At 60.2% G+C, this 22,520-nt stretch carries 16 protein-coding genes; 8 read left to right on the top strand and 8 right to left on the bottom strand.

Annotated elements, in window-relative coordinates; genetic code table 11:
- Nucleotides 1–9: 9 nt before the first annotated feature.
- From BMY36_RS14570 to BMY36_RS14560, 3 genes are read left to right on the top strand one after another with little or no spacing between them, the layout of a single operon-like run.
- Entirely contained in the window at nucleotides 10–1,011 is a 1,002-nt protein-coding gene (locus tag BMY36_RS14570; protein ID WP_050519339.1) for a 4-hydroxyproline epimerase, read from the top strand.
- Nucleotides 1,008–2,678 carry a cis-3-hydroxy-L-proline dehydratase gene (lhpI, locus tag BMY36_RS14565; protein ID WP_050519338.1) on the top strand — a complete coding sequence of 557 codons (1,671 nt, stop codon included), beginning with the start codon at nucleotides 1,008–1,010 and terminating at the stop codon, nucleotides 2,676–2,678. The genes BMY36_RS14570 and lhpI overlap by 4 nt, the downstream gene beginning before the upstream one ends.
- 3 nt (nucleotides 2,679–2,681) lie before the next feature.
- Nucleotides 2,682–3,710, top strand: coding sequence for a trans-3-hydroxy-L-proline dehydratase (locus tag BMY36_RS14560; RefSeq protein ID WP_050519351.1), 1,029 nt, complete (start codon nucleotides 2,682–2,684; stop codon nucleotides 3,708–3,710).
- Here BMY36_RS14560 and BMY36_RS14555 read toward each other — a convergent pair.
- Entirely contained in the window at nucleotides 3,707–4,351 is a 645-nt protein-coding gene (locus BMY36_RS14555) for a TetR/AcrR family transcriptional regulator (protein ID WP_050519337.1), read from the bottom strand. The genes BMY36_RS14560 and BMY36_RS14555 overlap by 4 nt on opposite strands.
- Nucleotides 4,352–4,462: 111 nt before the next feature.
- On the opposite strand from BMY36_RS14555, the gene BMY36_RS14550 reads away from it, so the two are divergent.
- Together BMY36_RS14550 and BMY36_RS14545 are read left to right on the top strand one after the other, a co-directional pair.
- Nucleotides 4,463–5,557 carry an HlyD family secretion protein gene (locus BMY36_RS14550; RefSeq protein ID WP_050519336.1) on the top strand — a complete coding sequence of 365 codons (1,095 nt, stop codon included), beginning with the start codon at nucleotides 4,463–4,465 and terminating at the stop codon, nucleotides 5,555–5,557.
- 6 nt (nucleotides 5,558–5,563) lie between these two features.
- Nucleotides 5,564–7,117 carry a DHA2 family efflux MFS transporter permease subunit gene (locus BMY36_RS14545; RefSeq protein ID WP_050521065.1) on the top strand — a complete coding sequence of 518 codons (1,554 nt, stop codon included), beginning with the start codon at nucleotides 5,564–5,566 and terminating at the stop codon, nucleotides 7,115–7,117.
- 106 nt (nucleotides 7,118–7,223) lie between these two features.
- On the opposite strand, the gene glmM is transcribed toward BMY36_RS14545, so the two are convergent.
- The 5 genes from glmM to BMY36_RS20820 form a co-directional block, all read right to left on the bottom strand.
- Nucleotides 7,224–8,564: a phosphoglucosamine mutase gene (gene glmM, locus BMY36_RS14540; RefSeq protein WP_050521066.1), complete on the bottom strand. Its 1,341-nt coding sequence runs from the start codon at nucleotides 8,562–8,564 to the stop codon at nucleotides 7,224–7,226.
- 64 nt (nucleotides 8,565–8,628) lie between these two features.
- Nucleotides 8,629–10,098 carry a glycosyltransferase gene (locus BMY36_RS14535; RefSeq protein WP_050521067.1) on the bottom strand — a complete coding sequence of 490 codons (1,470 nt, stop codon included), beginning with the start codon at nucleotides 10,096–10,098 and terminating at the stop codon, nucleotides 8,629–8,631.
- 3 nt (nucleotides 10,099–10,101) lie between these two features.
- Complete coding sequence (locus BMY36_RS14530) at nucleotides 10,102–10,821, bottom strand: Stf0 family sulfotransferase (RefSeq protein WP_050521068.1); 720 nt, start codon at nucleotides 10,819–10,821, stop codon at nucleotides 10,102–10,104.
- Between the two features lie 67 nt (nucleotides 10,822–10,888).
- Entirely contained in the window at nucleotides 10,889–11,548 is a 660-nt protein-coding gene (locus tag BMY36_RS14525; RefSeq protein WP_050521069.1) for an ABC transporter ATP-binding protein, read from the bottom strand.
- 11 nt (nucleotides 11,549–11,559) lie between these two features.
- Nucleotides 11,560–12,927, bottom strand: coding sequence for a KpsE/RkpR family capsule polysaccharide export protein (locus tag BMY36_RS20820; protein ID WP_074818836.1), 1,368 nt, complete (start codon nucleotides 12,925–12,927; stop codon nucleotides 11,560–11,562).
- 89 nt (nucleotides 12,928–13,016) lie between these two features.
- Between BMY36_RS20820 and BMY36_RS14515 the strand changes: the two genes are divergently transcribed.
- Nucleotides 13,017–13,859, top strand: a complete 843-nt coding sequence (locus tag BMY36_RS14515; protein WP_050521063.1) for an ABC transporter permease — start codon at nucleotides 13,017–13,019, stop codon at nucleotides 13,857–13,859.
- A 16-nt stretch (nucleotides 13,860–13,875) separates the two neighbouring features.
- On the top strand, nucleotides 13,876–14,700 hold the full coding sequence (iolB, locus tag BMY36_RS14510) for a 5-deoxy-glucuronate isomerase (RefSeq protein WP_050521062.1): 825 nt from the start codon (nucleotides 13,876–13,878) through the stop codon (nucleotides 14,698–14,700).
- Here iolB and BMY36_RS14505 read toward each other — a convergent pair.
- Nucleotides 14,697–16,127, bottom strand: coding sequence for a mannose-1-phosphate guanylyltransferase/mannose-6-phosphate isomerase (locus tag BMY36_RS14505; protein WP_050521061.1), 1,431 nt, complete (start codon nucleotides 16,125–16,127; stop codon nucleotides 14,697–14,699). The two genes, iolB and BMY36_RS14505, sit on opposite strands and share 4 nt — an antisense overlap.
- 186 nt (nucleotides 16,128–16,313) lie before the next feature.
- Between BMY36_RS14505 and BMY36_RS14500 the strand changes: the two genes are divergently transcribed.
- The gene (locus BMY36_RS14500; protein WP_050521060.1) at nucleotides 16,314–22,115 is read left to right on the top strand and encodes a glycosyltransferase; all 5,802 of its coding nucleotides are present in this window, start codon (nucleotides 16,314–16,316) and stop codon (nucleotides 22,113–22,115) included.
- 106 nt (nucleotides 22,116–22,221) lie between these two features.
- Here the strand turns inward: BMY36_RS14500 and BMY36_RS14495 are convergent.
- Nucleotides 22,222–22,520, bottom strand: a 299-nt coding sequence (locus BMY36_RS14495; protein WP_139194071.1) for a DDE-type integrase/transposase/recombinase, incomplete at its 5' end; no start/stop codon positions are given.

The following is a 22,520-nucleotide window of genomic DNA, read 5'->3' as shown; positions in this document are numbered from 1 at the left end:
GCCAATCCCATGACCAGCTATACATTCCCCTGCATCGACGGCCACGCTTGCGGCAACCCTGTGCGCCTTGTCACAGGCGGCGCGCCGATGCTGCGCGGTGCCACCATGCTGGAAAAACGCGCGCATTTTCTGGCGGAATTTGATTGGATCAGGACTGGGTTGATGTTTGAACCCCGCGGCCATGACCAAATGTCAGGCTCTATCCTGTTTCCCCCCACCCGCGACGATTGCGATGTGGCGGTGCTGTTCATTGAAACCTCCGGCTGTTTGCCGATGTGTGGGCATGGCACGATTGGCACGGTGACCATCGCGCTGGAAAACGGTCTTATCCGCCCCGCCACCCCCGGAGTTTTGCGGCTGGACACGCCTGCGGGCCGCGTCGATGTCACCTACCGCCAAGAGGGGCGGTTTATCGAGGAAGTGCGCCTGACCAACGTCCCCGGCTTCCTTCATTCCGAAGGGCTGACCGCGCAGGTAGAGGGCATGGGCGAAGTGGTCGTCGATGTGGCTTACGGCGGCAACTTTTACGCCATCGTGGACCCGCAAAAGAATTTCCGCGATATGGCGGATTTCTCGGCAGGCGAATTGGTTGGCTTTGGCAACCGTCTGCGCACGGCGCTGAACGCCAAATATGAATTTGTGCATCCCGAACATCCGGCGATTTGTGGCCTTAGCCATATTCTTTGGACCGGGGCCGCGCGCGACCCATCAGCGCATGGCCGCAACGCCGTGCTGTACGGTGACAAGGCGATTGACAGATCGCCTTGTGGCACCGGAACATCGTCTCGCATGGCGCAGCTGGCGGCCAAAGGAAAACTGGCGGTGGGCGATGAATTTATCCACGAATCCATCATCGGCTCCTTGTTCAAAGGCCGGGTAGAGGCTGCCGCGACGGTGGCGGCTAAACCTGCGATTATCCCCTCCATCGCCGGATGGGCGCGGGTGACGGGCATCAACACTATTTTCATCGACGACCGCGACCCCTTTGCGCATGGGTTTGTGGTCAAATGACCGGGCATATCATCACCCCCGGCATGGGCGCAGGCGATATTCTGGCCACGGGTGAGGGCCTTAGTTTTTGGGGCGGCGTGGACCCGTTGACGGGTGCGGTCATCGACGCGCATCACCCGCTGCACAGCCAGTCCATCGCGGGGCGTGTGTTGGTGATGCCGACCACGCGGGGGTCGTGTTCGGGCAGCGGCGTGATGCTAGATTTGGCGCTGAACGGCATCGCTCCTGCAGCATTCGTCTTCGCAGCGCCCGAAGATGTGGTGACCTTGGGCGCGATGATTGCCGCCCGGATGTTCGACCGCCCCGTGCCAATTCTGCGGCTGGAGGCTGCGGCCTTTGCCGTGGCTATGGCGGGCCAAACGGCCGAACTGACCGACCACGCGCTGATCGTGGACGGTGTGGCCCTGCCCTTGGTGCCTTTGCCCGTGGCGCAATTGACCCTGACTAACCAAGACCGCGCCAGCCTGCGCGGCGATGATGGCCCCGCCCGCCGCATCGCGATGGAGGTGATTTGCGCAATGGCCGCCCTGCAAGGCGCGGACCAGTTGGTGGACGTGACGCGCGGCCATATCGACGGCTGTATTTTGGCCAATGATGCCAACCTGCGCTTTGCTGAAAAAATGCAGCAGATGGGCGGGCGCGTGACCATTCCCACCACAATCAACGCGATTTCGGTCGATCACGGCAATTGGCGCGACCAAGGCGTGCCCCCCGATTTTGGCCTGCGCGCGGCGCGACTGGCGGATGCTTATGTGAACATGGGCGCGCGCCCCACCTTCACCTGCGCGCCGTATTTGCTGCAAAGTGCGCCTGTGGCTGGCGAAAACATCGGCTGGTCGGAATCCAACGCGGTAATTTATGCCAATACGGTGATTGGAGCGCGCACGGTCAAACACCCTGATTATTTGGACCTGTTCATCGCCATGACGGGCCGCGCCCCGTTGTCGGGGGTGTATTTGACAGAAAATCGCCGCCCCCGCCGCCGTTTGCACATTGAACCGTTGGGGCCGCATGATGATGCGCTGTGGCCCATGTTGGGCTATATCGCGGGGCAATTGGCACCGGATTGCATCCCCGTTTTGACCGGGCTTGGCGCGGTTACCGCCTCCAATGACGACCTAAAAGCGATGTGCGCCGCCTTTGGCACCACCTCGGCAGCGCCCATGCTTCATGTCGCGGGCCACACGCCGGAGGTTGCAAATTATCCCCAGCCGGATGATTGCGTGACCATAACCCGCGCCGATCTGGCCCGCGTTTGGACGGAGTTGAACCAAGCGCCTACCCTCGTGAATTTGATCGCCTTTGGCAGCCCGCATTTTTCCACCACCGAATGTCAGGCGGTTGCAGCGTTGGCCAAAGGGCGCAAAGCAACGGTTGATGTGATCGTGACCGTGGGCCAGAACGTGCTGGCAGATATTGCCGCCGACGGCACGCTTGCTGCGCTGGAAAGTTTTGGTGCGCGGGTGATCCCTGATATTTGCTGGTGTTCGATCACCGAACCGGTGTTTCCCACCACGGCGCGCACCTTGATGACCAATTCGGGCAAATACGCCCATTATGCGCCGGGTCTGTCGGGGCGTGGCGTGCGATTTGGCAGCTTGGCCGCGTGTATAACAGCGGCACAAACAGGCGTGGCACCGCCCCTGCCCCACTGGCTGAAAGGATAGATGATGCGCAGCAGCAAGACCATTCATGTGATTTCCGCCCATGCCGAAGGTGAGGTGGGCGATGTGATTGTCGGCGGCGTTTTGCCCCCGCCCGGTGATACACTATGGAAGCAATCGCGCTGGATTGCCCGCGACCAAACCCTGCGCAATTTCGTGCTGAACGAACCGCGCGGTGGCGTGTTTCGGCATGTGAACTTGCTGGTGCCTCCCAAAGACCCGCGCGCCGATGCCGCGTTTATCATTATGGAGCCGGAGGATACGCCGCCTATGTCGGGCAGCAATTCCATCTGTGTGGCAACTGTCCTGCTGGATGGTGGCCTGTTCCCAATGCAGGAACCGGAAACGACGATGGTGCTAGAGGCCCCCGGCGGCTTGGTGCATGTCCGCGCCGAGTGTAAAAACGGCAAGGCGGAACGGATTTTCGTACAAAACCTGCCCAGTTTCGCCGCCAAATTGGGCGTGACGCTGGAGGTGGAAGGCTTGGGCCCGCTGACCGTCGATACCGCCTATGGCGGCGACAGTTTTGTGATTGTGGATGCCGAAGCGTTGGGGCTGAAACTGGTGGCGGATGAGGCGCATTTTATCGCCAAGATGGGCGTGAAAATCACCAACGCAGCCAATGCACAACTGCGGTTCCACCATCCCGACAACCCCGATTGGACGCATTTTTCTTTTTGCCTGTTCGCGGGCCCCGTGACGCGGGAAGGGCATGAATTGCGGGCAGGCTCTGCCGTGGCCATTCAGCCCGGCAAGGTGGATCGTTCGCCCACCGGCACCGCATTGTCGGCGCGCATGGCGGTGCTGCATGCCAAGGGGCAGATGGGGCCAGCGGACCGTTTGACGATTGTTTCCGTGATCGGCTCCACCTTTGTGGGGCGGATTGTGGGGCTGACCACGGTGGGCAACCATGCCGCCGTTATCCCAGAACTGTCGGGGCGCGGCTGGATTACGGGCATCCATCAACACATGCTCGACCCGTCCGACCCCTGGCCTGAAGGATACCGCCTTACCGACACTTGGGGTGCGCGTTAAGGGGTTCGGGTGCCATAGGCCGAGTTGAACATCACCAACGCCGATGCGACAGAGGCTTGCAATTCCACGTCGGGCGGGGTTTGCGTTCGCACGCCGTACAGGCACTGGCGCAGCAAGCCCGCGCTGGATAATTCGATCAGCTGATAGGCGGCATGGCCCGGATCGGGGATTGCAAACCGCCCCTGCGCCACCTGCCCCTCTAAATATCCGCGCAGCAGGTTTTGCGCCCGCGCAGCGCCCCCCGCATAAAACCGCGCGCCCAGTTCGGGCATCCTTTCGGCAATGCCAATGATGGTGCGTTGGGCGCGAATAACCTCGGGCGAACACACAACCCGAACCATGCGCAGCAAAAATTCGGCCAGTACCGTGTCGGCGGGACCCCCCATGGTCAGCGCCTGTTCCACGGCGCCAAATTTCAGGTCGCGCTTTTGCTCCACCAGCGCTTCAAACAGGTCTTCCTTATGGGCGAAATAGACGTAAAGCGTGCTTTTTGATACGTCCGCCGCGCGGCAAATATCATTCACCCCGGCGGCGTCAAACCCGCGTTCCATGAACACATCGGCCGCCCCATCAAGGATGCGCTGGCGCAAGGCCGGGTTGGTTCCGGCGGCGTGTCGTTTGGGATTGGGTGTATCCATCATGCGGTCAGTATAATCGAACCGAACGGTTCGATAAAGGCTTGATTTTCACGGGAGAGGGGCATAGGGAATGAAATCGAACTGATCGGTTCGGTTCAGAATCAAGGAAATCCAATGTCCCGCCAAGATCCCGTAAAGACCGAGAGTACCGCCGTGGCTCAGCCCAAAACCCCCAACCGCAAAAAGCGGATTTTGGCGGTGGTGGCGGTTGGGGTGGTGGCGGTGGGCGGCTGGTACGGGCAGCCCTATTGGACGCATGGCCGCTATATGGTGGAAACCAATGATGCCTATGTGGCCGCCGATATTGCGGTGATCAGCAGCCGGATTCAAGGCTATGTGGCCGCAGTGCCCGTGCGCGAAAATGCCGTTGTTAAGGCAGGGGATGTGCTGGTCCGCTTGGACGATGGCGACTACCGCATCGCGCTGCAAATTGCGCAAAGCCGGGTGGTGACAGCGGGGCAAACCTTGGCGCGGATTGATGCCCAGACCGAGGCGGCGCGCGCGACCGTGGTGCAAGCGGGGGCGCTGCGCGATGTGGCGACTGCCCAGCTGCGCAGCGCGACCACGCAGGCGGACCGCGTGCGGCGTTTGGCCAGCGACAAGGTGGTGGCCCAAGCGCAGTTGGACACGGCGATTGATGGGCTGGACACGGCCACCGCGTCCTTGGCAAGCGCGGAGGCGGGTTTGGCCAATGCGACCGCCCAAATCGCCGTTCTGCAGGCCCAACATGCCGAGGCGATGGGCAGTTTGAAAGAATTGGCGCTGGCCGTGGACCAAGCTGGCCGCAACTTGGACTTGACCGTGTTGCGCGCGCCCACCGATGGGACCATCGCGAATATGACGCTGGAAGTGGGCGATTTGGTGGCCCCCGGCGCGCGTTTGGCAGCACTGGTGCCGCGAGATAGTTTGTATATTCAGGCCAATTTCAAGGAAACCCAGACCGGGAAAATCGCGATTGGGGCACCCGTGGGCATCACGTTTGATGCGCTGCCCGATAAAGTGTTTGAAGGCAGGGTTTTGTCGCTGGCGCCTGCCACGGGGTCGGTGTTTTCCCTGCTGCCGCCTGACAATGCCACGGGCAATTTCACCAAAATCGTGCAGCGCGTGCCTGTTCGCATCAGCATCCCTGCCGCGGCGCTGGAAAGTGGGCATTTGCGCGCGGGCCTGTCTGCGGTGGTTGAAGTGGACCGCCGTGGCGCGGCTGAGTAGCGCGCGATGACTGCGCCTGCCACCGAACCAGAGCTGTCGACCCGCACCATTTTGGCCTTTATGGTGATGGTGTTTGGGATGTTCATGGCGATTTTGGATATTCAAATCGTCTCGGCATCGCTGCCCGATATTCAGGCGGGATTGGGGGCGAGTTCGGATGAGATTTCATGGGTGCAGACCAGTTATCTGATTGCAGAGGTCATTATGATTCCGCTGTCTGGGTTTTTGGCGCGGATGATGTCGACTCGCATCCTGTTTACGATTTCGGCGGCGGGGTTTACGGCGGCCAGCCTGATGTGTGCGCTGTCGGGGTCGATCAATGAGATGATATTTTGGCGCGCCGTGCAGGGGTTTTTGGGCGGGGGCATGATTCCATCGGTTTTTGCCGCCGCTTTCACGCTGTTTCCGCCTTCAAAACGCAACATCGTGTCACCGATTATTGGCTTGATCGCGACACTGGCCCCCACGGTGGGGCCGACGGTGGGCGGGTATCTGAGCCATACTTTGTCTTGGCATTGGTTATTTCTGGTCAACGTGCCTGCAGGGATTGGGGTCGCGGTGGGGGCGTGGTTTTTGATCGACTTTGACCGCCCGAAATGGGCGCTGTTTGATCGTTTTGATTGGTGGGGGTTGCTGGCGCTGGCCGCGTTTTTGGGCGGGCTGGAGTATGTTCTGGAGGAAGGCCCGGGCAATGATTGGCTACAAGATGAAACCGTGGCGGTGCTGGCGGTGATTATGATTGTGGGCGGGATTGCCACGTTTTGGCGGGCCTTTACGCGGGAGGAGCCGCTGGTGGATTTTTCCGCCTTTCGGGATGCCAATTTCGCGGTGGGGTCGGTATTCAGTTTCACGATGGGGGTGGGGCTGTATGGGCTGACGTATTTGTACCCGCTCTACCTCGCCTCCATCCGGGGGTATGATAGTTTGATGATTGGGGAGACGGTTTTTGTGTCGGGCCTTGCCATGTTTATCAGCGCGCCGATTGCGGGGATTTTGGCGGGGAAACTGGATTTGCGGGTGATGCTGTTGATCGGGTTTTTCGGCTTTGCCGCGTCCACTTGGATGCTGACCGGATTGACCGCCGATTGGGATTTTCAAGAACTGTTGGTGCCACAGATTTTGCGGGGGTTGTCGTTGATGCTGTGTATGGTGCCGATCAATAATCTGGCGCTGGGAACCCTGCCCGCTGAGAAGATGAAGGGGGCATCAGGGCTGTATAATTTGATGCGCAACCTTGGGGGGGCGGTGGGGTTGGCGGTGATCAATACCTTGCTGACAGACCGGCGGGCCTTGCATTTTGGGCGCTTGTCGGAGGGGGTGAGTTGGAGCAATGATGAAGCGCTGCGGCAGTTGGATTTGATGGCGAAAAATCTGACGGCGCAGGGGCTGGACGGGCAGGCAGGGGCGCTGGCCCAGATGAGCCGGCGGGTGTTGGGACAGGCCACGATCATGTCATTTATTGATGTGTTTTTCCTAATTACGGCCCTGTTTGGCGGGCTGGCGGTGGCGGCGTTGTTGATGAAAGCCCCGCCCAAACATGTGAAGGTGGACGCGCATTAAGGCGTACGATGCGGGCGCTGCATCGCGCGCGATGCAGTTGGTAAGCGATTGATTTTGTTAGGAATCGCGTTTTTTGTTAACTGAATTTTAACCTGCGCATCGCAGATTAGCATGCGGCCTTTACCGAGTCGACGATGCTGTTGAGCACCGCATCAAGTTTGGCGGTGTCTTGGTGTTCGCCCATCACGCGGATCAAGGGTTCGGTGCCCGATTTGCGGATCAGGATGCGCCCTGCGCCCGCAAGGTCTTTTTCGCCTTTGGCGATGGCGGCTTGGACTGCGTCCGCCTCCAGCGGGGTGGCGCCGGCGCGGAAGCGGACGTTGATAAGGCGTTGGGGCACGGGGGTGAAAACGCGGGCAAGCGCGCTGGCTTTTTCGTGGCCTTGGACCATGAAGCTGAGGAATTGCAGGGCGGCGATAAGGCCGTCGCCCGTGGTGGTGTGATCGGTCATCACTAGATGGCCCGATTGTTCGCCGCCAAGGTTGAAACCACCCGCGCGCATGCGTTCGACCACATAGCGGTCGCCAACATTGGTGCGTTCCATGTTGATGCCAAGCGCGTTCAAATGGCGTTCCAGCCCAAGGTTGGACATGACGGTGGTCACCAGCGTGTCGCCTTTCAGCTTGCCCATTTTTGCCCAGCGGGTGGCGATAAGGCCCATGATTTGGTCCCCATCGGCGACGCGGCCCGCCTCATCAATCAAGATCAAACGGTCGGCGTCACCATCAAGGCAGATGCCGATATCGGCGCGGGTTTCGATCACCTTTTGCGCGGCGGTTTCGGGATGGGTGGAGCCGCATTTGGCGTTGATGTTGGTGCCGTTGGGTTCGACGCCGATCGCAATCACCTCGGCCCCCAATTCCCACAGCACGGCGGGGGCGGTGCGGTAAGCCGCGCCGTTGGCGCAATCGACGACGATGCGCAGACCGTCAAGGCGCAGGCCCGCCGGAAAGGTGGTTTTGGCGTATTCGACGTAGCGGCCGCGCGCATCCTCGAACCGTCTGGCGCGGCCGATGTTTTCGGGGGCGGCGGGGGCGACGCCTGCGGACAGAAGGGCGGTGATTTCATCCTCTGCCTCATCCGACAGTTTGAACCCATCGGGGCCGAAAAATTTGATGCCATTGTCGGATGCCGGGTTGTGGCTGGCGGAGATCATGACGCCGACATCGGCGCGCAAACTGCGGGTAAGGTAGCCGACAGCGGGCGTGGGCACGGGGCCAAGCAGGAACACGTTCATGCCGGTAGAGAGGAACCCCGCAGTCAGCGCGTTTTCGATCATATAGCCGGACAGGCGCGTGTCTTTGCCAATGACGACCCGGTGATCTTGGGTATCGCGGCGAAAATAGCGGCCCACGGCGGCGCCAAGGTTCATCGCGACATCGGTGGTCATGGGCCAAGAGTTGGCACGGCCGCGCACGCCATCGGTGCCAAAGAGTTTTTCCGCCATGTGTTCTGCCCCTTTTCCGTTTGGTGGGTTGATAAAGCGTGGCGGGCGGGCTGTCCAACCTATGTTAGCCGTGGTCGGCGGGAAGTGGCGCGGGGGTGTAATGCTGCATCAGGTCTGACAGGTGATCGGCCATGGTGGGCGGGGGCATGGCGTTGGACCAATAGGTGTTTAGGTCGATTTCACCGTTCAAAATGGCAGTGATGCGCGCAGCCAATGCGGGGGCGTTGCCTGCGGCAAAGGTCATTTCGGGGGTGTTGCCAAGTTCGCGCGCGCCGCCAATGTTGGCGGTGATTAAAGGGATGTGGCGGGCGTGCATTTCGATGGCGACTTGCGGCAGGTTGTCGTGCCACAGCACGGGGACAAGGCCCGCATTGGTGGTGGCGAGAATGGCGTCCAGCGTGTCGTGGGTGTAGCCGTCGATATGGGTGAGGCTGGCCATGCGGGGGGTGAGGGCGGTGATGTGGGCCATGGTGGGCGCGTCCCCGCGTTTGGCGGCGATGGTGAGGTGGAGGCGGTTTAGAGTTTCGGGCGGGAGGGTTTCCAGCGTTTGCAGCAGGAAGAAAAAGCCTTTGTCGCGGCGCATATAGCCCAAGTAGGCGAGGTGGAGCGTGCCATCGGGGGCGAGGATTGGGCGGGGTTTGGTGGTGGCGAAATGGGCGGCCTGTGCGGTGCCGATATAGCTGGCGTGGGTGATTTTGGGTGCGATGCCGTGGGCGGTGGCGATGGTTTTGACCGCGTTGGACACGCATAGGACGGCGTCGCAATGGGTGTTGATCAGCGCCACCATCTGCGTGCGGCGGGTGGCGAAACTGTGGGTTTGGGCGGGTTTGGGCAAAGGCGTGCGCAGTTTGCGTTTGACCCATGACAGCGCGCGGTTGGTGCGGCTGCCGACCCGCAGCAAGGTATAGAATGCGGCGTCAAACCCCCAAGTGCCGGGGCGCAGGCCCATGCCTTTGAGGCGGTAGGCAAGGCCGTTCGCCAGCCGCAGCAGGCGACCATCATGATGGTGCGGCAGGCAAGTGACGCAGTTTTCGCCATCCGCATAATCATCGCAAGTGTGGGATTCCTGGAACCACAGGTTTACCTGCGGGCACAGCGGGTAGTAGTTGTGCAGCGACAGGATTAGGCGGGTTTGCGGCCAATGGGATTTGAGGGCGAGGACCGATGCCGGCACCCCTTCGAGATTGTTGAAATGGATCACGTCATATGGGCCGGTTTTGGCGATAAAGTCGAAAAAGGCGGCTTGGCTGGCGGGGTCGTGCAGTTGCGCTGCATCCCCAAAAGAATGATGCGCGGGGGCGAGGACCGCGGAGTTGACCAGATCATACGCGCTGGGGGTGGTGGTGAAACGCTGGGGTTCCCAGCGGGGTGCGCGGGTGGGCAGATCATAGCTGAGACCCGCCGAAAGAAAGGTGACGCTGTGCGCGGGGTTGGCTTGCAGGGCGCGCACCAGATTGCGCTGGTAGGTGGTGACGCCGCCGCCGCGCCCTTGGGGGTCGTTATAATCCACCCAATTGTAATATAAAATGCGCATGGATTATAACTCTTCGGTCAGCCAATGGGCTTTGCCGATTTGGGTGAAATAATACAAGATTGGTTCGGGGTGGACAAAGCGATTGGCGATTTTATTATCGCTTTGTTTGACCAGCGGGCTTTTCATCGTTTTTTCTGGGGCCACCCCCAAAAACCCGCAAATGCGGGCGATAAAATGGGGTTGAAACAGATCTTTGTATTCCACCGAGATGTTTTGATTGGGCAGGTTTTGCAGCCACAGGGCGATCAGGTGATCATAGGTGGCGTATTCATGCATTTTTTCGCTGATATCTTTGGGTTTTGCGCGAATTTTGGCGTTGATATGGGGGTCGTGTTTGGTTTGCGCCCATTTCAGGCTGTCGCGCGCTTTGAGCAACGACGAGATTTGCGCCAGTTTGTTTTCGCGCCAGAGGTGGATGAACACCAGATCGGGGTCGTGTTCAAACTGTTTCAGCACGTCGATGTTGTGGCCAATCATGAATTTGAACCCCGCGCAGGCCACGCGAGTTTTCGCAGCTTGGGCAAAGAAGTGATCGACAAAGGCCAAGGGCGCTTTGTCACGGTTCAGAAAGGCGGTGTAATCTTGGTCGGTGTGGTCAGTGTGGACGATGGCGTGGGGGTTGAATTGTTCGCCGCTGCAAAAAACCTGCGAATGGGAGTTGAGCAGTTTGACCAGATAGGTGGTGCCGCTGCGCGGAAGGCCCAAGACAACAAATCGTTTCATAAAATAGTCCTGCGTGTGGTGTTTTGAAAAATATGACGAGGAAAGGGTTTGGCGAAACTGTGCGGCGTCATGCGCGCTTTATTTCGGACAGATGGGCGGCGATGCCATCCTCTACGCTGTCAAAATAGGTCAGTTGGCCGTGGCGCAGCACGATGGCGGAGTCGCAAAAATTGCGCAATTGGCCCATTTCATGCGACACCAAAATGGCGCTGGAGGTTTTCATGCGATCGGCAAACAGCCTGCGGCTTTTTTCGCGAAACCGGGCGTCGCCGACCGATGTCACCTCATCCACCAGATAAGTGTCAAAGCGGATGCCCATGGAGGAGCCAAAGGTGAGGCGGGCGCGCATACCCGACGAATAGCTGCTGACGGGCATGTGGAAATGCTTGCCGATTTCGGCAAAATCTTCGACAAAATCTATCAATTCTTCGGTGTCGACGCCGTAGATGCGGGCGATGAAACGCACGTTTTCGGCCCCGGTTAGGTCCATGTGAAACGAGCCTGCAAAGCCCACGGGCCAAGAGATGGAGCCGTCCGACACGATTTGCCCGCTGTCGGGGCGCAAGGTGCCCGCGATCAATTGCATCAACGTGCTTTTGCCCGCCCCGTTCAGGCCAAGCAGCGCCAAGGATTTTCCCGTGGGCAAGGTGGAGTTCAAATTGTCGATCACAACCATGCGGTCGCCACGCACATTGTAGCTTTTTGTCAGGTTTTCAAACCGGATCATGCCGCCGCCCCTTAGCTGCGGTCACGGATAGAATAATAAACCAGCGCCATGACGGCCCACCCCAGCAGCAAGAACAAGGTGGCAAGGCCGAAATAGGTCCAGCGCTGTGGAAATTCGCTGGTTTGGGCCAAGGTGGGGGGGATGAATGTTGCCAAATAACGGCTTTGCCGAGAGGTTTTTGCGCGCGCCACCTCCACCGCGGCCAATGCGGCGCGGTAGCTTTCCTCGGCAAATTCGCGGTCGACAACCAAGCCTTCGTATTCGGCGATCAGGCTGGGGTAATCGCTGCCTGCGACCCCGGTGTTTTGGACGTTGGAAAAGCTGTCGCGTTCATCGGCGATGCGGGCGGTTATCACCTCGATCAACCTTTGGCCTTGTTTAACGCGGGGGTCATCGTCGCGGCTGGTGCCGCGCAACAGGTCAAGGTTGATCAGCGCCTCGGCCAATTGTTGTTGGAGGTTGCTGAGAACACCCATGCGCGTTTGCAGGTCGGTTGTGGGGTCCACGATTTGGGTGCGGGTGCGAAACGCGGTCAGCGCGCCACGGCTGTTTTTCAAACGTTCCACCGATTCCGCCAGATCGCGGCGGGCGTATTGCATGGCATCATCGCGCGCGAGGCTGGAGAGGTTGTTGATCATATCCTGGCTGAGGCGCAGGATTTCGGTGGCGATGTCTTGGGCGACTTTGGGTTCAAACGCCAAGACGCGCAGTTGGGTCAGGCCCGAGCCGCGATCAAAGGAGACGCGCACGACCTTGGACCAATAATGTTCCAAATCCTCAATAGAGGCGTTGGCGGGAAGGGCGAACAGGGGGTCGCGGCCGGAATAGGAGGCGTAATGCGCGCGCACGCCCAGTTTTGCATCCACCGCGTCGATCAAGGCGGGGCTGCGGATGAAAGCATAGAGGATGTCACCATCCGAGCCACCCGAGCCGCCCGCGAGGCCGACCAACCCGCCAAGAAGTTCGGAGGCCGCCCCCCCTTCTTCTTTGCGGACGGTGAAGCCTGCGACGGAGCTGTATTGATCTTGGGACACGAAGGTAAGGTAGGCGCCCAGCAGGGTCAGGGGCAAAAAGACAAGCGCGATGAAGGAGGCGATGAGGCCGAAATGCCTGCGGCGCAGGCGGGCGGCGCCCACAGCGGGGCGCACCGGTGCATCGGGGATTTCAGCCGCTGCGGCAGGTTTTGGCGCGGGTTTTTGAGGTGGTTTTGCGGGTGTGGCGCTGGGTTGCGCGGGTTTTGGTGCGGGTTTTATTTCTGCGGGTTTTGCCGGGGTGGGGTTGGGTTGTGCCGGGCTGGGTGGTGCGACCTTTGGTTGTGCGGGCGAAAGGGCGGCGGGTTTTGCAACAGCCGGGGCCGTGGGGAGAGGCGCATCAGTCATGCTGTTCACATTCCAAGAAAGATCAATTGTACTTTCGCTTTATCTTTTACATAGTGGGGTTTGAAAACACCAGTGCTGGAATTTGACAGATGAGCGACCCGTTTGCTGGGGCAGCGCCACCCGCCCAAATACCAGCCGATTCCCAACGCATTCAGCATGGCAGCAAGCGCCCTTATGCAACGTTTCGGGTGACTGCGGCGTTGATGTTGCGCGAAATGTCGACCCGGTATGGCAAATCTCCGGGGGGGTATGTTTGGGCGTTGATCGAGCCGTTGGGTGCGATTTTCATTTTGGCGACAGTGATGGCGTTGATTGTGCGGTCGCCTGCGTTGGGCAACAGTTACATCCTGTTTTATGCCACGGGGATTTTGCCGTTTGGCCTGTATCAAAGCGTGTCCAACAACGTGTCGCGCAGCATCAACTTTTCGCGGGCTTTGTTGTTTTATCCGGCGGTGACGTGGGTGGATGCGGTGTTGGCGCGGTTTACGTTGAATGTGCTGACGGAATTGTTGGTGAAGGTCATCATATTTTCGGTCGTGTTGTTGGTGACGGACAGCCAAGCGGTGTTGTCGGTGGGGCCGATCATGATGTCGGTGTTGTCGTGCATTGTGTTTGCCTTTGGGGTGGGGATGCTGAATTGCACGCTGAACGGGCTGTTTCCGGTGTGGATGCATGTGTGGTCCATTCTGACGCGGCCGTTGTTTTTGCTGTCGGGGATTTTCTTTTTATACGAAAGCGTGCCGCCGGCCGCGCAGCATTTAATGTGGTATAACCCGTTGATCCATATCATCGGGATGATGCGGGACGGGTTTTACCCAACCTATAGCCCGACCTATACCAGCCCGATTTATGTGATGGTGGTGGGGATAATTTGCTTGTTTTTGGGCATTGTGTTGATGGCGCGGTATCATCGGGAAATTTTGAACGCCTAAGGGCGGGGGGCGGGATATGACGGATTTGTTGCGCAAACCAGTTGGGACGCAGGGCCATGTGCATGACATTACGGTGGCATCGGCGCGGGGGGCCAGTGCGCCGGATTGGGGTTATGTGGGGTTTGGCCTGTATCATTTGCGCGCGGGCGAGGTGGCGGGTGAGGCGACGGGCGCGCGTGAGGTGATTTTGGTGTTGGTCGAAGGGCATGCGCATGTAACCGGGGCCGGGTGCGATTTTGGCGTTTTGGGCGACCGCCTGTCGGTGTTTGAGGCGACGCCGCCGCATTGTGTGTATGTGCCAAACGGGGCCGAATGGCGGGCCGTGGCCACGACCGATTGCGTGTTGGCGGTGTGTTCGGCCCCCGGGCATGGCGGGCACGCAGCACAAGTGATTGGGCCCGTGGGTGTGCCGCAGGTCACACGGGGTCGCGGCACCAACACCCGCCACATCAACGCGATTGCGATGGAGGAACGCGATGTGGCCGACAGCCTGTTGGTGACAGAGGTGTTCACGCCGGCAGGCCATTGGTCCAGCTATCCGCCGCACCGCCATGACGCGGATGATTTTCCGCGCATGACGTATTTGGAAGAGACGTATTACCACCGTTTGAACCCCGCCACCGGGTTTGGCGTGCAGCGGGTGTTCACGGAAGACGGCAGTTTGGACGCGACGATTTCATTTTCGGATGGCGATGTGGTTTTGGTGCCAAAAGGGCATCACCCTGTTGGTGCGCCTTATGCGCATGATTTGTATTACCTGAACGTCATGGCCGGGCCGCGCCGCAATTGGCGGTTTCAAAACCATCCCGATTTTGACTGGATTGCGCAGCGCGATGCTTAATCGCGGGCGTAGATGTCTTCATACCTGATGATGTCATCTTCGCCCAAGTAGCTGCCTGTTTGCACCTCGATCAACACCATCGGCAGTTTGCCGGGGTTTTCCATGCGGTGAACGGCCCCCAGCGGGATGTAGACGGATTGGTTTTCAAAGATCAGTTTGACGGTATCATCCACCGTGACCTTGGCCGTGCCTTTGACCACTATCCAATGTTCGGAACGGTGGTGGTGCGATTGCAAGCTGAGGGCGGCACCGGGGTGGACGTGGATGCGTTTGACCTGAAAACGGTCGTCGATCACAAGGCTTTCAAACCAGCCCCACGGGCGATGATCCTTTGGGAAAGCGGTGGCCTGTTTGGCGTGTTTGGCCTTGAGCGCGGACACGGCCAGTTTCACGTCTTGGGCGCGGCTGACATCGGCGATCAGCACCGCGTCTTTCATCGCAACCGCGATGATGTTTTTCAGGCCGATGCCGACGATTTCCAGCGTGTCATCTTCGGACCGCAGCAGGGAATTGTCGCAGTCGATGGACGTTGCGGGGCCGGAGGTGGCGACACCACGCGCTGATTGTGCGGATTCGCGCCAGACCGCATCCCAACCGCCAAGATCGGACCAGCCCGCCGCAAAGGGCACAACGGACAGGTTTTTGGCATGTTCCATCACCGCAAAGTCGATGGAGATATCATCGTTTTTATCCCACGCGGCGGGGTCGAGGCGCAAAAACCCAAGGTCGATTTTGGCGTTTTTGACGGCGTTTGTGGTGTGTGTGACCAAGGCGGGGGCATGGGTGGCAAAGGCCGCGAGGATGGTTTTGACGGAAAACAGGAATATGCCCGCGTTCCAAAGATATTGACCGGAGGCGAGCATTTGGGTGGCCGCCGCCAGATCAGGCTTTTCCACAAAACGGTGCAAAGCGAGCGCGCGGGGCGTGTCGTCTGTCAATGGAGCGGTCAGTTCAAGATAGCCGTATCCGGTTTCGGGATGCGTGGGTTTGATGCCAAAGGTGACAATTTGGCCCGCCGTGGCGGCAACGGCCCCTGCCGCGACCGCCGCGCGAAAGGCTGTGGCATCGGGCACAACATGATCGGAAGGCGCGACAAGAACCAGCGCATCGGGGTCGGTGGCGTGCAAATGCAAGGCGGCGGCCAAAATGGCGGGGGCGGTGTTGCGCACCGATGGTTCGATCAAAATTGCGCCCGGATCAATGCCGATTTCGGACAATTGTTCCGTCACGATAAAGCGGAAATCGGCATTGGTCAGGATGATGGGGGCGGCGTAGCCGGGGCCAGACAGGCGCTGTGCGGAGGCTTGGAACAGCGTGGTATCGCCCACAAGTGGGACGAATTGTTTGGGATAGCTTTTGCGCGACAAGGGCCAAAGCCGGGTGCCAGACCCGCCGCACAAAATAAGCGGGTGAATGGTGGTGGTCATCGTTACATCCTTTTGCAGCGCGCGTGGCAGCCCCTGTAATGGCTACAATTTGTGACATTCATAAGGCCAAGGGGGAAAAAGAACAGCGGTGGTGCGCGCTTGTCATTGGGGCGAGCTTTCCCGTATAGGTTGTGTATTGGCCCTGCCTGCGTTTTGTGCGCTGCGCCGTAGTGAAAGATGTTTGCCATGACAGCCCCCCTGCCCCCAGTGGCCCCGCTAATTTCGGTTATTGTGCCGATTTACAATGTCGCGGGCTATGTCACGGGGTGTGTGAACAGTTTGCGCGCGCAGCGGTTGGTCGATTTTGAAGTGATTTTGGTGGATGACGGGTCCACCGATGGCAGCGGTGCCGAGGCGCTGGCGGCCTGCGCGGGGGATGCGCGGTTCCGGCTGATATCGCAAGAAAATCAAGGCCTGTCTGGGGCGCGCAACACGGGGTTGGATGCGGCGCGGGGCGGGTTTATCGCCTTTGTGGACAGTGACGACCAAGTGATGCCGGATTATTTGTGGGCGCTGTGGACCGCGCTGGGGGAGACGGGCGCCGATTGGGTCGCTTGTGGTGTGCAATCGGTGGGGCCGGACGGTGCGGGGCCTGCCCATTCGGCCATTCACGGGGCCAGCGATTTGGATTTAATGCGGTTGCCGCAACGCTTTGCGTTTGACGCGTGGCCCGATGTGATCCGGCATTTTCCATCGGCATGGAACAAGCTGTACCGCGCCAGTTTGATTGACGGGTTGCGATTTGAGGCGGGGACGTGGTTTGAAGATCACGGGTTTTTCCTGGCGGCGGCGAACCGGACGGACCATTTGCTGCATTTGCCCCAAGCGCTGTATGTGCAAACGCGGGGGCGTGCGGGGCAGATCACGGGCAGCGACAGTGACCGGGTGTTTGAGCAGTTTGGCGTGTTGGACCGGATGCGCGCGCTTATGGATGCGGGGCCAGTGGCGCGCACGGAGGCGGCGGTTGGGTTTGCGCAAATCGCCAGCCGTTTGGTGTTTGAACGCAGCACGGCGCTGCGCGACCCGGCGCGGCGGGCGCGGTTTGCGCAGGCGAGTGCGGCGTATTTGGCGGAACGCGGGTTGGTCTATACCGTCGATTGGGACGCGGGTATTGGGCGGGCCTGGGCGATTGAAATGGCGGGCGATGTGGTGGTGAGCGTGGTTGTGGTGGGGCCGCCGGAATTGGTGGCTGTGACGCGCCGCGCGTTGGATGCGGGGCATTTGCCGGGGCATGAGGTGATTGTGGTTTTGGACCGCAACCTTGGGGTGGACGCGGCATCGGGGCGGTTTGTGATGGTGCTGGACGCGGGCGATTGTCCGCTGCCGTGGGCCGTGCTGGACGCGGTGGAGGCGATGCTGCGCGATGCATCCGATCTGGGCCTGTTTGGGATGCGGCGGTTGTTTGCGCCGGGGCACGTTCCGGCGCAAGATTATCACAACGGGTTCATGGATATGCGGCTGTTGCCGGGCGGAACGCCGCCAAAGGGGCCGCTTGCCATGACGCCGGAATTGGCGCTGACGCTGGCACCCGATCTGTCGGCAAAGCTGTTTTCGCGGGCGTTTTTGCGCGAGACGGGTTTGCGGTTTGGGGCGGAAACTGACGCGGTTGCGGCGCTGGTAGCGGCGCTGTTGGCGGGCCGCGTCACCTATTTTGGCGGGCCGGGGGTGGAGGTGGATATGACGACGCCCGCGCGGCGGGTGCCGCTGTCGGGCCTGCGCTTTTTGGCGCGGCATCGGGCGGGTTTGGCGCGGGTGCCTGCGGCGGTGGGGAGGCGGTTGCCGCGCGGCTGGGGGCGGCGGTTGTATGCGCGCGCGTTGGCGGAGCAGGTGTATTTTGCAGCCGCGCCGGGCCGTTTTGCGCGTTTGGGGTTTTTGGCGTTTGCCGCCGTTGGGGCGGTGGTGGCAGGGTATAAGGTCGCGCGGATTGCGGGGCTGGACCCGGCGGTGGGGCCACGGTTGGCCCAGGTTTTGGACCCGGTTTCGGTTGTGTTGGAAAAGCTGCACTTGCGCGCGCCTGCGCCAGAACACGCGGCGTATGTGGTTAAAAACGTGGTTTATTTTCCGTTGGGTCGCCGCGGGATATTCCGGTTTCGGGTGAATTTTGCCCAAGCGCCCAATATCAATCTGAACTTTCGCGCGGCGCTGGATGGGCATGTGTTGTTGCATATTTCCATCCGCTTGGACGAAGGCGTGGTGGTGTGCAACGACCAACAGCCCAGCGGGCAATGGCGGGCCGAACGCGTGTTGGCGGTGCCGCTGGTGGCCAGTGGCGCGGTGATGACGGTGGAATTTGCGCCGCCGGGGGCGCGGGTGCTGCTGGACGGGGTGGTGATATTCGATCTGACCCCGCGCAGTGTGAAACATCGGGGCGGGTACAGGGATTTTGACCAAATCCGGGTGATGGATGCTGAAACGCCGTTGCAAACGCTGGAGGTGATCCCGCAGATGCCGCAAGCCGCGCTGGTGCTGGACCCGCGGTTTGTGCTGCGCGCGGCGGGTGGCGAGGCATTGTTGGTGGGCGATAGCGCGCTGGACCTGTTGCCCGCCAGTGGATTTGGCGGCGGGGCTGCGGGGGTGATGGCCGCCCTGCCCGGCCGGGTTTGGCAAGATGTGGGGGGTGATGCGCCGCTGGTTTTGACGCTGCAAAACGGGGGCGTCGCCAGCCGTTTGACGCTGACGCGGGACGATATGGCGGGGCGGATATCGGCGCTGTTGGACGCCGTGCCGTTGCGCGATGACAGCGGCCTTGCGATGACGGTGCTGGAACATCTGCGCTATGGTGGGTTGTTGGCGCGGGTGTCGCCGCGCGCGGTGGCGGCGGCGGTGGATTTGGCGCGGTTTTATGATTTGGCGCAGTTTTTGCAGCCGCCCGAAGCTGGCGATGCGGCCCCGGAGGTCGCGGCACTTGGCGCCCCCAAGCCCCAAAACCCGAATGACGCCGAAATTGACATGGTGCTGGCGCGGCTGGTGCAAAGCCAGATGGGCGTTGCCCCAACGCCGCCTTTGGATGTGTTTGCGCAAATCCCGATATCTGCAGCGGCACAAAGCGATGTGTTTTTGGCCCTGACGGAGCATTTTTGCAGCCAAGACCAAGACTTTGCTAGGTTTGCAGCACTGGCAGAGGCGCGGGGGATGTTGCCGTTTTCACCGTCGCCGTGGGTTTGGCCCATATCGCGCTATGTGCCGTTTTTGTTTGTGCAACACCAGTTTGAGGCGCTGGAACCGCAGCTGTGGACGCTGGTGGACGCCATGAAAAACGACAGCACACAAGATTTGATCGCAACAGCGCCGTTTGCATGGATTGCCCGACAAACCTTGACGCAGGCCGCGCTGCCGCCACGACACCGCGATATGATTGTCTATGCGTTTTGCGATTTTGTGATTGCGGGTGCGTCCAGCTATTGGTCGCGGGGGCATTGTGTGGAACTGATCCGCACGGCGGCGCATTTGCTGACCCATCGCCAGATTTTGCCTGTGTATTTGCAAGATGCGATTGGGGGAATGTGCGTGCGCGCCTATGGGTTGCAGCCGCAGTTCTGGGCCTTGCTGGCCCCGCATATGACCGATTTGCCGCCCGATGTGCAGCGCGCGGCGGCTGCGTTTGGCGCGGTGCAAGCCACCGACGACCCACAGGCGCGTGACATTGGCATCCGCGTGCTGCGTGATTTGGGCTGCGTGAATATTGTGCAATTTGCGCGCGAATTGCTGGGCCCGGCGCGGGTGGCCCTGCCCCCTTCAGGTTTGTTGAGTGCGCAGCAGGTGTTGAGCGTGGGCCATGCCCCCGCCGAGGCGGCGCTGCGGCATATGGCGGCCCCCAATTGCGGGGCGGCGGGTGCGGGGTTGTCAGAGTTTGTGGCGCGGGGAATGCCGTCGTTTTACCAATATCTGAACAAAGCGCCGCTGTTGCATGTGCAAGCCGCCGCAAGCCGTGCAGTGACCACGCTGTTGGACCGCACCGATGGGGCCACCCCGGCAGCGATTGCCGATTTTTTGGCCTTGTGTGACGCCTTGGCCCATGCAGAAAGCCAGTTTATTGGGTTTGGCCTGTGCCACGCGTTGTTGCGGGGCTTGCCGGATGGGGCAGCACAGCCGCTGTTGCGCGATTGGTTTTTGCAGCGACTGGCGCGGTTTGATGCGCCAAGGCAGCGCCAAATTGCGCAAATACCTGCCTTGCGCGGCGTGGATTTGACACTGGCGCAGCCGATGGGTGCAAGGGCATCATCGCCCGATTTGCCCACCCCATCGCCTTTGTTTGATACGATTGTCATGGTGTTTTCGTGCAAGCCCTATTTGAACAGCCGGGTGCCTGCGCTGCGCTGCGGGTGGTTGGCGCAGTTGCGCGCGATGGGCATCCCTTATGTGTTTGTGATAGGGGATGGGCCTGCGGGTGCGGCCACGCTGGACGGCGATGTTTTGACGTTGGACGCGCCCGACACTTATGAAGGGTTGCCGCAAAAGACCCTGGCCGCAATCCGTTGGGCGCATGCGCAGACCGGGTTTGCGCATATGCTGAAGATGGACGACGATTGTTTTGTCAACGCGCCGTTGTTTTTTGGCAATCTGAGTTACCGCAAGTTTGATTATTATGGCCGCATGCTGGACCGCCGCCTTGGGCAGATGGACCGCGTGTGGCACCGAGAAAAATCGGCGTCTGCGCGGGGCAAGCGGGATTTGGACAAGAGTTTGGAACCGTCAATCTATGCCGATGGGGGGTCTGGATATGCCCTAAGCCGCTATGCGATGGGCCAAGCGATTGCGGCGGCGGACAGCCCCGAGGGGCGGCAGTTGATCGCCGCTTCGTTTATGGAGGACAAGATGCTGGGCGACCTGCTGGCCATGCGCGGCGTGCAGGTGGTGGAGGAAGATTATTACGTCAGCATCCGCCGCCGCACGCATGGGGCGGCTATCCCCGTGGCCTTGTGGCGCAACAGCTTTTACCCCAGCCAGACAGCGCCGATTGTGCAGGTGCATATGGACACCCATTTGGGGCAACCGGAGGCGATGGCCCGGCTGGACGCGCCGGGGTTATGGCCGCGCAAAATTTGGCCCAGTTACCAAGATGTGCAATTGGGGTATGAAACCAACGCGCTAGAGTTGATTAGCAGCGAGGCCAGTCTGTTGGCGGCGCGGGCGGCGGATGTGGCCGTGGTGGCCTGTATGCGCAATGAGATGTTTATGCTGCCGCATTTTCTGGCGCATTACCGCAAGCTGGGCGTGACCGCGTTTTTGATTGCCGACAATTGTTCAGACGATGGGACGTTGGAATATTTGGCCGAACAGCCCGATGTGGCGCTGTTTTCCGTCGATACCGATTACAGCAAATCCCATTACGGGGTGGCGTGGCAGCAAGCGATGATCGCCGCGTTCCGGGTTGGCAAATGGTCGTTGATGGCGGATGCCGATGAATTGCTGGTGTGGCAAACCACGCCCACGCAATCGCTGCCGGATTTGCTGGCGGAGGCTGATTTTGTTGGTGCAGATGCGGTGCGGGTTTTCATGCTGGACATGTATCCGCAAGGCCCATTGGAAACGGCGACCTTTGCCAGTGGCGACCCGTTTGGCGAGGCGGGGTTTGCCGATTCCACGCCGTTTATCACCGATATGTTGTCCAAGGGGCCGTTTTCGGATGCGTCAAGTTGGACATCGGCGCTGCGCCACCGCTTGATCCCCGGATCGCGCCGCCAGTTGTTTGTAGCGCAAAAGCTGGCATTGCTGCGGTATCAGCCCAGTTTGCGGTTGTCGGCGGGGTTGCATTATGTGGGCGGGGCCACGGTGGCCGCGCGCGAATTGGTGTTTGGGCATTTCAAATACAACGCCGATTTCAGGCGCAAGGCCGTGGCCGAGGTGGCGCGGGGCCAGCATTTTAACGACGCCGAGGAGTACCGCAAATATGTTGCCCTGACATCGGAAGGGCGCAGTGTTTTGTATGCGGCGGGGGTGTCGCTGCCTTGGGCGCAAGTGCCATTTATCAAGCGGTTGCTGCGCTGAACCAGACTGGGCCGCAAAGCGGTGCAGCGCCGCCTTATACGCGAAGTATTGTGAGTTGTGTCGCAAACTTTGTCGTTGTTTGAGGATGCCCATTTACAGGACATAATTATGCCGCGAGCCCAGCAAAGGTCTGGAAGGCGGTGGAGCCATTTGCTGAGATCTGGCCCTTACGTATCATATGCGCGTCCTCTATCCCGGCAAGAGTCGCTGCGGCCGAGTGGAAAGCCTTGAAACCCATCATCGGTGCGGTGATCCGCCTTATGAAACGATGGTTTTGTTCCAGAATGTTGTTGAGATACTTGACCTGTCGGATTTTGACCAAGCGCCCCGTCCCGGTGAATTTCAAGATCACGTTCACACTCTGTAGGCCCGCCAGATTGGCACCGCTTTTGTCCATAACAACCC

Origin of the sequence: Pseudorhodobacter antarcticus (genome assembly GCF_900110135.1) — a bacterium.
In the GTDB taxonomy this organism is placed as follows: domain Bacteria; phylum Pseudomonadota; class Alphaproteobacteria; order Rhodobacterales; family Rhodobacteraceae; genus Pseudorhodobacter; species Pseudorhodobacter antarcticus.
The sequence above is the reverse complement of the archived record's forward strand: the minus strand, read 5'-3'. Positions and strand labels throughout refer to the sequence as shown.